The following is a 10,086-nucleotide window of genomic DNA, read 5'->3' as shown; positions in this document are numbered from 1 at the left end:
CCGCTGACCTCTTGCATGCCATGCAAGCGCTCTCCCAGCTGAGCTATACCCCCGTATTGCGGTGCCTAGCAAAGAAGCAAAATTATGCACTATAAATTTATTTCGTGCAAGTCGGCCCATGACAGTCGACCCTTGGAAGGCGTGACGGCAGTATGTAGGGGGCAGTAAATATCAACCTGAAAATGGCATTCTTGAATGAGCCGGTTTAGTTCAGCCTTTGCCACTTGTTGTTTTTCAGCTTGTGGCAGCAAGGCCATGCCAATCTATTTGGTAACAATATATAGCGAAAGACATATAATAGAGAGTTACCCTGTGGACGTTGGCAGCAAGATCTGACGCTCGCGAAAAAGCAGCTATCAAGCATCCATCTAAAGAATGAATGACAGCAGCCCCGGCAAAATTAATCCGCGTATGATCCAACAACGGAAAATCCGAGCTTTCAGCGCTGGCTCCGGCGACCGAGCACCAACTCTGTACGAGGGCTTGGCCGAGCATGTGGCGGTGGGGCTGTACCTGATCGAGGACGATCATTTCCGCTATGTGAACACGCGCCTGGCGCAAATGCTGGGATATAGCCGCGAAGAGCTGGTGGGGCTTTCGCTTTATGACATCGTTGCTCACGATGAGCGGCAGCGTGTTGCTGAGACTTTGCGCCAGACGCTAACAGGCGACCGACGCGGCATTCATTACGAACGCAAGGCGCGGCGCAAAGACGGCACCTTCATCGATGTGGAAATCTTCGGCTCGCGGCTAGAGGGCGGCGACGACTGGCTGATCGCCGGGGTGATGATAGATGTCACCAGCCGCAAGCAAGACGAAACGATGGCCGAGCTCACGTCGCTGGTCTACGAGCACAGCCGCGATGCGATGGTGGTGACCGACGCAAATGGTGTCATCATCACCGTTAATCCTGCTTTCACAGACATCACAGGTTATGGCCTGGATGAAGTCGTGGGCCGGCGCATGAATTTATTAAGTTCAGGCAAGCACGACAAGGATTTCTTCCAGGGCATGTGGGATTCCATCCAAAGCACCGGCAGATGGGAGGGCGAGATCTGGAACCGACGAAAAAACGCAGAAGAATACGTCGAGCGGTTATCCATCACAACCACGTATAACGACGACGGCACGGTGCGTTGCCGGGTGGGGATGTTTTCGGATATTACCGAGAAGAAAAGGCATGACGAGCGTATTTGGCATCAAGCCCATTACGACCATCTTACAGGTTTGCCCAATCGTCTTATGTTGCAGCAGGGGCTGGAAGCCAAGATGCTGTACTCCAGGCATACCGGCGTAGCGTTCTCGCTGCTGTATCTTGATCTGGACCTTTTCAAGGAAATCAACGACACCTTGGGCCATGTCCAGGGCGATGAGCTTTTGCGTCAGGTGGCCGCTCGCCTGCTGGGCTGTGTACGCCGTTCTGACTTGGTGGCGCGATTGGGCGGTGATGAGTTTTGCGTCATCGCCGACGCCGTGTCCAGCGAAGAAGAAGTCCGCCGCCTGTGCGAAAAAATTGTCCGGGTCGTGGCCGAGCCCTATCTTCTGGGCGAAGACCTGGGCCTGATTTCGGTGAGCATAGGCGTGGCTTTTTATCCGCGCGACGCCGAAAGCGCGGACGAGCTTATTCATCATGCCGACATGGCCATGTATGCGGCCAAGAGCCAAGGGCGCAATTGCTTTAGCGTGTTTGCGCCGGGGATGCGCAAGGAAGTGGGCGAACGCCGCCGACTGGTGCGCGACCTTGCAGGCGCTCTCGAGCAGAATCAGTTTCTTCTTTATTACCAGCCTATTTTCAATCTGCGCACCGGCCAGGTTGTCAAGGCTGAAGCCTTGTTGCGCTGGCAGCATCCGCGCAACGGCTTGCTTAGCCCCATCCATTTTATGCAGGAGGCTGAAGAAACCGGTCTGATCGTCGACATCGGAAATTGGGTGTTTCGCGAGGCGGCCATACAGGCTGCCCGGTGGCGCGCCCAGAGACCGGGGTTCCAGATGGCGGTCAATTTCTCCGAGGCACAGTTTGCAAATCACGACCTGCACCCCGCCGATTTCCTGGAAATCTTGCAAAGGCTGAACCTGCCGGTCGATGCCATGATGGTAGAGATTACCGAAAGGCTGCTTATGGATGTCAGCCCCGATATCGGCGATAAGCTGCTGGCGTTTGCCGATTCGGGTATCCAATTGGCTCTTGATGATTTCGGTACCGGCTTTTCGTCGTTGCCTTATATGCTGCGCTACCGTATTGGGTGCCTGAAGATCGATATGTCGTTCGTGCGTAATATCGAGCGTAGCGCGCAAGACCGCCATTTGTGTGAAGCCATTATTCTTATGGCTCGCAAGCTCGGATTGTCGGTGATCGCAGAGGGGGTGACTACTCCCGGCCAGCGCACGGCTTTGCTTGAAGCCGGTTGCGACTTTGCTCAGGGCTTCTTGTATTCGGCCCCGGTGCCGGCAACTACCTTCGAACAGCTGTTCGATGTGCTGCCAGAATAGTCAGGCTCGCGCCTTCGCTTCGGTCGTGCCTGCTCTTGCGCGAGGCTAGCTGAAGCGGCGCCGAAGAAGCGCAACACCCACCCACAACAGGCTCCAAACCAGCGTGGGCCAGTTCCCGAATTTTACATACGGGGTGAGCCCGCCCGTTCCTTGTACCTCGACGTCAAGCACGCCCTTGACATGGGCGTCCAGCATGGCGCGGACGGTTCCGTCTGGGTCGATGGCGGCAGTCATGCCGGTGTTGGTGGCACGCAGCATGGGGCGCGCTGTTTCTACGGCGCGCATGCGCGATATCTGCAGGTGCTGGCGCAACGCCCACGATTCGCCGAACCATCCCAGATTGCTGACATTGACCAATATGGTGGCGCCCGGCCCGTGCTCCGCACTGGGTCGCACCCCTTGGATGATTTCTTCGCCGAAGACATCTTCGTAGCAGATGTTTGGCGCGAACTGCTGCCCCGCCAAGGTGAAGTGCTTCTGGCGAGTCTGGCCGCGATCGAAGTCGCCCAGCGGAATGTGCATGGCGTCGACGAACCAACGGAAGCCCGGCGGCACGAACTCGCCGAAGGGCACCAGGTGGTGCTTGTCGTAGCGCATGCCGGTTTGCCCGGAAAGCAATTGTTCTATCGAAGTGGCGCCGTCGAAGCCCATGACGCTGTTGGTGTAGCGGTCGCCATCCGGGCCCCTTGAATGCAGCGGAACACCCATGATGATGGCGGCGTTGCGTTGCTGGGCGATCTGCCTCCACTGCTCCCAGACTTGCGGTGGATATCGGTTCTGAAATAGCGCCATGATGGTTTCGGGCAGCACGATGACGGCGGGGTCCATTCCGGCTTCGCGTGGCGGCATGGCGGCCAATTGCATATAGGTCTCAACGCCGTTGTGAAGCAGCGCCGGGTCGAATTTTTCCGATTGTGGAACATTGCCCTGCACAAGTCGTACGAGCGTAGGCGGCCCTTCGGCGTGCCCCCACGAAAATCCGCCCAATACCCACCCCAGCAGCGCGGCTGCAATGCCGGCTGCGACGGTGGCGGCGGCGGGAGCTTCGTGGCTTGTGCGTTGCCGCAGCATCAGCAGGCCGGCGGCCGCGCTGACGAACGCCGCCAGCCAGGTAACGCCATACATGCCGATAAGAGGCGCCCAGCCTGAAAGCGGCCCTTCCACGTGGGCATAGCCGGTGGCCATCCACGGAAAGCCGGTAAAGAGCGTGCCGCGAAGCCACTCGGCCAAGGTCCAGCACGAGGCCCAAGCAGCGACGGCGAGAAAGTGCCGTGCGATGCCGTCTTCAAGCCGCAAGGTGCGCTGCGTCAGCCATTTGGCAACGGCGACGGCCGCCGCATAGAACAGCGCATCGGCGGCGGCCAGCAGCAGTGTCGCGGCCGAAGCCAGCGGCACAGCCATGCCGCCGTAGCGATGCATGCTGATGAAAACCCAATACAGGCCGACCGCGAAAGAGCCCAGGCCGAACAGGAAGCCTGTTGCCGCGGCAGCTTTGACGCCCGACGCTCGCCATACATAGCGGGCCAGGAAGGCCAGGCAGACCAGTTGGAGATAGGGCAACAAGACGCCCGGAAGCGGATCGGGCGCGAAAGCCTGGGCGTGCGCCGCACCCAACAGTAAAAGGCTGGCGCCGTAGCGCCATTGTTGAACCCGAGATTGCTTCAAATCTAATCCGTCGTGTCGGTCAGGGCCAGGGGGCTTTGCGCGTCGTGCTGAATGTGCAGCCACAAGACGCGTTTGTTATCCGCGCCCACGACCGTCATGTTCAGGCCTTCGAAGTCGAGCGTGTCGCCGCGCTTGGGAATGCGCCCGAGCTCTGCGGTGAACCATCCACCCAGCGTGTCGTAGTCGTTGTCTGGGATATTGGTGTTGAAGGCGCGGTTGAAGATGTCGATCTCGGTGGCGCCCATGGCCCTCCAGCTATTGCTGCCCGTCTGGAAGATGGTCTTTTCGGCATCTTCATCGTATTCATCCTCGATGTCGCCGACGATCTGCTCGAGTACGTCTTCCATCGTGACCAGCCCGGCGGTGCCGCCGTGTTCATTGATGACAACGGCCAGGTGGTTGCGGCTGCTGCGAAAGTCGTGCAGCAGCACGTTCAGCCGCTTGGTCTCGGGAATGAAGACCGCCGGGCGCACAAGCGGTCGCACGTCGATCGAAGGGTTGGTGGTCGTAAGTAGCAGGTCTTTGGCCAGCAGGATGCCGACGATATTGTCGCGGTCGTCTTCGTAGACCGGAAAGCGCGAGTGCCCGGTTTCGATAATCTCGGGCAACAGCTCAGCCAGGGGCTTGCCGATGTCGAGCATGTCTATCTTGGAACGAGGAACCATGATGTCGGCGGCGGTCTGGTTAGCGACATTGAGGGCGCCGGAAATCATGGTGAAGGCATCGCCGTCGAGCACTTGCCTGTTGTGCGCGGCCTCGAGTACAGCCTTTATGTCGTCTTGGTCTTCTGGCTCAGGCCGGATTATGGAAATGATCCTGGCGAGCAGCGACTTCGAGGGCGCTTTACTAGATCGGGGTTCAGGGTCGGGGGAGTTGGGTTCTGACATTGTCCGCAGGACTGGTTACGAAGCGTTTAGCATAACCGAAATTGCAATTGTTTTCGGCTGTAATCGGGCGGCGGCAAGTGTAATTCCTGGTCGCCGGCCGCCATCATGCATAAGGGTCCGAGATGCCCAAAGATGCCAGGATACGTGTTTCGAGGGCCTCCATGTCGCGCGCTTCGACAGTGTCGATATGATCGTGCCCCAGGGCATGCAGGACGCCGTGCACGGTTAAGTGAGCGGCGTGGTTAAGAAGGGTCTTTCCTTGCTCGCGCGACTCACGCTCCAAAACAGGCACGCACAGTACGATGTCGGCCGCCAGGCTTCCTTCGGGCTCCATGCCATACTCAAAGGTCAAAACATTGGTGGCGTAATCCCGCTCGCGGTAGGCCAGGTTCAGTTCGCGCCCTTCTTCAAGGCCCACGAGGCGTAACGTAAGCGTTGCCGAGCTTAGTCCCGGCAGGGTGTCTGTGGCCTGTTCCAGGGTGCGCAACACCCAGCGCCGCAGCCGCCAGCGGGGCAGCTCGGGCGCCGCTTCGGCGTATTGCACGGCCAGGGAAAGTTCAGGAGCCAACGGGGTCTGCTTTTTCGTAAGCGTCCACGATGCGTGCCACCAACGGATGCCGCACGACGTCGCGTGAGGTGAAGCGCGTGGTGGCGATGCCCTGTACGGATTCGAGCACATCCAGCGCGTGGGCCAGGCCGCTGGGCTGGCCACGCGGCAAGTCGACCTGCGAGGGGTCGCCGTTGACCACTGCCTTGCTGCCGAAGCCGATGCGGGTCAGGAACATCTTCATTTGCTCGGGTGTGGTGTTTTGCGCTTCGTCGAGAATGACGAAAGCGTGATTAAGCGTACGCCCGCGCATATAGGCCAATGGAGCGATCTCGATGGTCTGTTTTTCGAAGAGGCGCTGCACACGCTCGAACCCCATCAGGTCATACAAGGCGTCGTACAGGGGTCGCAAGTAGGGGTCGACCTTTTGAGCCAGGTCGCCGGGCAGGAAGCCCAGGCGCTCGCCGGCCTCGACGGCGGGTCGAGTCAGCACCAGGCGCTGTACAGACTCGCGCTCAAGGGCGTCAATGGCACAGGCCACGGCCAGCCAGGTTTTGCCCGTGCCTGCCGGGCCGACGCCGAAGGTAATGTCGTGCTTGAGTATGTTGTTGAGGTAGTCACGCTGGCGCGGCGTGCGTGGACGCAGATCGCTGCGCCGGGTTCGTAGCGAGATATCGCCGCTTTGGTCGTCGATGGGAGGCAGCTCCGGTAGGGCGGGCTTTTCGGCGGGTTCGCCTTGGTCTTGACTGCGCCCGGCGCCCAGTTCGACCAAGCCAAGCTGAATGTCTTCAATGGCAAGCGGCTTGTGCACCGAGCGCCGGTGGAATAACCGCAGGGCGTCGGCCGCGGCACGTGCCTGCTCGCCTTCCAGGGTGACGCGGTTGCCGCGGCGGTTAAGCCGGACGTTCCAGCCGTCGGCAATTTGCCGCAGGTTTTCGTCCAGTGGGCCGCACAGGTTGGCCAGATGCGTATTGTCGCCTTCAAGGACGACGGTGACGGGCTTGCGACGAGAGGAATTGCTCATAGGGCTTGCGCCGCCCCAGGCTGAGCAAGCTCGCCCTTGAGTGTATTGGTGTTGGTCGAGGTAATGCGAACGTCGACCATTTGGCCGATCAGGTCAGCCGGAGCGGCGAAATTGACGATCCGGTTGTTTTCGGTGCGCCCCATGAGCTCATTGGGGTCTTTTTTTGAGGGCTTTTCGGCCAGCACGCGTTCGATGCCGCCCACCATCGATTGACTGATGGCAGCGGCATGCTCGTTGACGAGTGCTTGCAGCCGGTACAGCCGTGCCAGTTTCTGTTCTTTGGTGGTGTTGTCTTCAAGGTCGGCGGCAGGCGTGCCCGGGCGGCGCGAATAAATGAAGGAGAACGACTGGTCAAACTCCACGTGCCGAATCAGGTCGAGAGTCTTTTCGAAATCATCTTCGGTTTCGCCGGGGAAGCCGACGATGAAGTCGGATGAAAGCGTCATGCCGGGCCGTGCGGCGCGCAAGCGGCGTACGATGGACTTGAATTCGAGCGAGGTGTAGCCGCGCTTCATGGCCGCCAGTATTCGGTCGCTGCCGGCCTGAACGGGCAGGTGCAGGAATGGCACCAGCTTGTCCAGCTTGCCGTGCGCATCGATCAGCCGAGAGGTCATTTCTTTCGGATGCGAGGTGGTGTAGCGGATACGCTCGATGCCGGGAATTTCATGAATGTATTCCAACAGCATGGCGAAATCGGCGATCTCGGCGCTGTCGCCCATAGGGCCGCGGTAGGCGTTGACGTTCTGGCCCAGCAGGGTGAGTTCTTTGATGCCCTGGTCAGCCAGGTCGGCGACTTCGACGAGAACGTCGTCGAAGGGGCGTGAAACCTCGTCGCCACGGGTATATGGCACGACACAGAAGCTGCAATACTTGCTGCACCCTTCCATGATGGAGACGAACGCGCTCGGGCCATTGATGCTGGCAGGCGGCAACGCGTCGAATTTCTCGATTTCAGGGAAACTGATGTCAACCTGCGAACGCCCCGACTGCCTGCGCTGTGATATCAGGGCGGGCAGCCGATGCAGGGTTTGGGGGCCAAAGACCACGTCGACGTACGGCGCACGCTGCACGATGGCTTCGCCTTCTTGGCTGGCTACGCAACCGCCCACCCCGATGATGAGATCGGGCTTGGCCTGCTTAAGGTGTTGCACCCGCCCAAGGTCGGAAAAAACTTTCTCTTGTGCTTTTTCACGTACCGAACACGTGTTGAACAGGATGACGTCTGCGTCTTCGGGAGTTTGCGTCAGTTCCAGACCCTGGTCGTTGCGAAGTACATCGACCATTTTGTCGGAGTCGTACTCATTCATCTGGCAACCGAAGGTTTTGATGAAGAGCTTGCGGCGCGGGCCCGCATTTGCGGGCTGCACTGAAGGCGTTGGCGAAAGCGGGGCGCTGTTGAGCGCGCCACCGGCGCGCTTGATGGTGGTTTCTTGCATAGTGATGGCCGTTGCGGGTGTCGATCCCGGGGGCAGATGAAACCTTGGATTGTACTGCGAACTGTAATCGACGACCTGTTTGCGGCCCTTGCGTGTGTGCTCGCCCTGTTTGCACTCTGGCGCACTGCAATCAGCGCTGATATATTGGCGGAAGGCATAAGCTAATACCGTAAGGTTATATACGGTTGTATATAGAGCGTCGTCAGGGGCCGGCCCCGGATATTTGCGACGCGTTCGGTTAAGACAAGGAGAGCACCATGGAACATACGACTAATCTAATCCGACGCCGTCTGCTGGCTTCAGCCGGAGGCGCCGCCGCCTGGGCAGGCCTGGGGGCGCCGGCTTGGGCCGACTCCACCGAACCGGTGTCGCAATCCAACCCTGGGCCGGTATCTGATGCCAAGCCCTTGCCCGACTATGCAAAATGGAAGGACGCCGACAGCCTCATCGTGCATAGCGCCAATACCATCGAGACGCGCCGCACTGCTTTCGGTTCCAGCGGCATTACTCCGCTTGACCGGCTTTTCATTCGCAATAACGTCTCTCCGCCCCAGGGTGACATCACCAAAGACCCGGATGCCTGGCAGGTGCAGATCGAGGGCGTCGCCAATCCACGTACCTTTACCGTGGCGGAACTCAAGAACCTGGGTATGGAGTCTGTGGCGATGGTGCTGCAATGCTCCGGAAACGGCCGCGCCTATTTTCCGCATGATCCCAGCGGCACGCAATGGACAGTTGGCGCTGCGGGCTGCGTGATATTCACCGGCGTGCCCGTCAAGGCTCTGCTCGAGGCCACCGGCGGCATGGTCGACGGCATGGAATACATGACCGGCACCGGCGGCGAGGAAATTCCCGCAGGGCTGGACCCCAACACGGTGATGGTTGAGCGCTCGGTACCGCTGTCGGGTATCGAAGATGCACTGCTGGCCTGGGAGATCAATGGCGAGCCACTGCCCCTGGCGCATGGCGGGCCCTTGCGCATGATCGTGCCCGGCTATACGGGGGTCAACAACGTCAAGTATGTAAAACAGCTGGCCTTCACCAAAGAACAATCACCGGCAAGCATTCAGCAAACCAGCTATCGCATGTCGCCGGTGGGGGAAAAAGGTACGCCGGAACACGAGTCGGTATGGGAAATGCCGCCCAAGTCGTGGATCAATTCGCCGTTCGATACGGATCAGCCTGTCAAGGCGGGCAAGGTCGCCATCAGCGGGGTGGCCATGGGCGGCATGAGCGAAGCTGAAAAAATCGAGGTGTCCACCAATGGGGGCAAAGACTGGCAAGAGGCCGAGTTCATCGGACCCGACCTTGGCAAATACGCCTGGCGGACGTTTGTGCTGGTGGCAGACTTAACGGCGGGCGAGCACGAGCTGGCATCGCGGGTCACCAACGATGACGGCGAAACGCAGCCTGAAGAAAGGGTCGAGAATAATCGTGGGTACATCAATAACAGTTGGCGCGATCACATGGTGACCGTAAAGGTCGCTTGAGCCGAGCCGACGGCATTTGGTTTTATTTGTATATTTGCGGGATATCTTTTGATGCGGAAAGCAATACTTTTTTTCCTAGCGGCGTCCATGGCGGGCGCCGCCTTTTCAGCGCATGCGGCCGACACGCCCGATGCCGCCATGCTTGAGCAGGGCAAAGAACTCTTCCTCAGTAAGGCAGTGCCGGCCTGTGCGGTGTGTCATACGTTGTCCGATGCCGGGGCGGCCGGAACCATCGGACCAGATCTTGACGAAATCAAGCCTGATTTCGATGCAGTGAAGAAGGCGTTGTACGAAGGACTAGGGGTGATGCCCAATTTTTCTGAGACGCTCTCCGAGGAGCAGATCAATGCTGTGTCGGAGTATGTGTCGCATGTGGCGGGGAAATGAGCCGCGGATGTTGAGTATGTTCTGGTTCTTGTTTTTGCTTGGTGACTGAGTTCTTGAGTGAGGGACGTTGTTTGAGTTCTTAAGCGCCTTCTGGTCGTGGAGCCTGGGCCCCGGGCGGTCGGGCGGTTTGCGGCTGCGGCCTCCCACGCCCCGGGGCCCC

8 protein-coding genes are annotated in these 10,086 nt (G+C 59.3%); 3 read left to right on the top strand and 5 right to left on the bottom strand.

All coding sequences use genetic code 11. From position 1 onward, the window contains the following. The first annotated feature begins 411 nt into the window (after positions 1 to 411). The gene (locus tag ACIY1O_RS17285) at positions 412 to 2,490 is read left to right on the top strand and encodes a putative bifunctional diguanylate cyclase/phosphodiesterase (RefSeq protein WP_397476329.1); all 2,079 of its coding nucleotides are present in this window, start codon (positions 412 to 414) and stop codon (positions 2,488 to 2,490) included. Between the two features lie 45 nt (positions 2,491 to 2,535). Here ACIY1O_RS17285 and lnt read toward each other — a convergent pair whose 3' ends face one another. The 5 genes from lnt to miaB all read right to left on the bottom strand — a co-directional run bounded on the left by lnt (position 2,536) and on the right by miaB (position 8,049). Continuing rightward, positions 2,536 to 4,155: an apolipoprotein N-acyltransferase gene (lnt, locus tag ACIY1O_RS17280; RefSeq protein WP_397476328.1), complete on the bottom strand. Its 1,620-nt coding sequence runs from the start codon at positions 4,153 to 4,155 to the stop codon at positions 2,536 to 2,538. A gap of 2 nt (positions 4,156 to 4,157) precedes the next feature. Beyond that, complete coding sequence (locus tag ACIY1O_RS17275; RefSeq protein WP_397476327.1) at positions 4,158 to 5,042, bottom strand: CorC family transporter; 885 nt, start codon at positions 5,040 to 5,042, stop codon at positions 4,158 to 4,160. A gap of 103 nt (positions 5,043 to 5,145) precedes the next feature. Continuing rightward, on the bottom strand, positions 5,146 to 5,610 hold the full coding sequence (ybeY, locus tag ACIY1O_RS17270) for an rRNA maturation RNase YbeY (RefSeq protein ID WP_397476326.1): 465 nt from the start codon (positions 5,608 to 5,610) through the stop codon (positions 5,146 to 5,148). Further along, positions 5,600 to 6,613, bottom strand: coding sequence for a PhoH family protein (locus ACIY1O_RS17265; protein ID WP_397476325.1), 1,014 nt, complete (start codon positions 6,611 to 6,613; stop codon positions 5,600 to 5,602). Before ACIY1O_RS17265 ends, ybeY begins: the two co-directional genes overlap by 11 nt. Continuing rightward, a complete protein-coding gene (gene miaB, locus ACIY1O_RS17260) occupies positions 6,610 to 8,049 on the bottom strand; it encodes a tRNA (N6-isopentenyl adenosine(37)-C2)-methylthiotransferase MiaB (RefSeq protein ID WP_397476324.1) in 1,440 nt (479 codons plus the stop codon). Before miaB ends, ACIY1O_RS17265 begins: the two co-directional genes overlap by 4 nt. Positions 8,050 to 8,306: 257 nt before the next feature. Between miaB and sorT the strand changes: the two genes are divergently transcribed. Together sorT and sorU are read left to right on the top strand one after the other, a co-directional pair. After that, entirely contained in the window at positions 8,307 to 9,539 is a 1,233-nt protein-coding gene (gene sorT, locus ACIY1O_RS17255; protein ID WP_397476323.1) for a SorT family sulfite dehydrogenase catalytic subunit, read from the top strand. A 51-nt stretch (positions 9,540 to 9,590) separates the two neighbouring features. Next, the gene (gene sorU, locus ACIY1O_RS17250; RefSeq protein ID WP_397476322.1) at positions 9,591 to 9,926 is read left to right on the top strand and encodes a SorU family sulfite dehydrogenase c-type cytochrome subunit; all 336 of its coding nucleotides are present in this window, start codon (positions 9,591 to 9,593) and stop codon (positions 9,924 to 9,926) included. Positions 9,927 to 10,086 lie beyond the last annotated feature (160 nt).

Source organism: Pusillimonas sp. (assembly GCF_044464525.1).
Taxonomy (GTDB): Bacteria; Pseudomonadota; Gammaproteobacteria; order Burkholderiales; family Burkholderiaceae_B; genus Pusillimonas.
Note: the sequence above shows the minus strand (reverse complement) of the source record. Positions and strands in the feature narration are given on the sequence as shown.

Bases quoted from the DNA above. Each gene is read 5' to 3' on its own strand.
- ACIY1O_RS17285 (WP_397476329.1), top strand. From the start codon at position 412: ATGATCCAACAACGGAAAATCCGAGCTTTCAGCGCTGGCTCCGGCGAC.
- ACIY1O_RS17275 (WP_397476327.1), bottom strand. From the start codon at position 5,042: ATGTCAGAACCCAACTCCCCCGACCCTGAACCCCGATCTAGTAAAGCG.
- ACIY1O_RS17265 (WP_397476325.1), bottom strand. From the start codon at position 6,613: ATGAGCAATTCCTCTCGTCGCAAGCCCGTCACCGTCGTCCTTGAAGGC.
- miaB (WP_397476324.1), bottom strand. From the start codon at position 8,049: ATGCAAGAAACCACCATCAAGCGCGCCGGTGGCGCGCTCAACAGCGCC.
- sorT (WP_397476323.1), top strand. From the start codon at position 8,307: ATGGAACATACGACTAATCTAATCCGACGCCGTCTGCTGGCTTCAGCC.
- sorU (WP_397476322.1), top strand. From the start codon at position 9,591: ATGCGGAAAGCAATACTTTTTTTCCTAGCGGCGTCCATGGCGGGCGCC.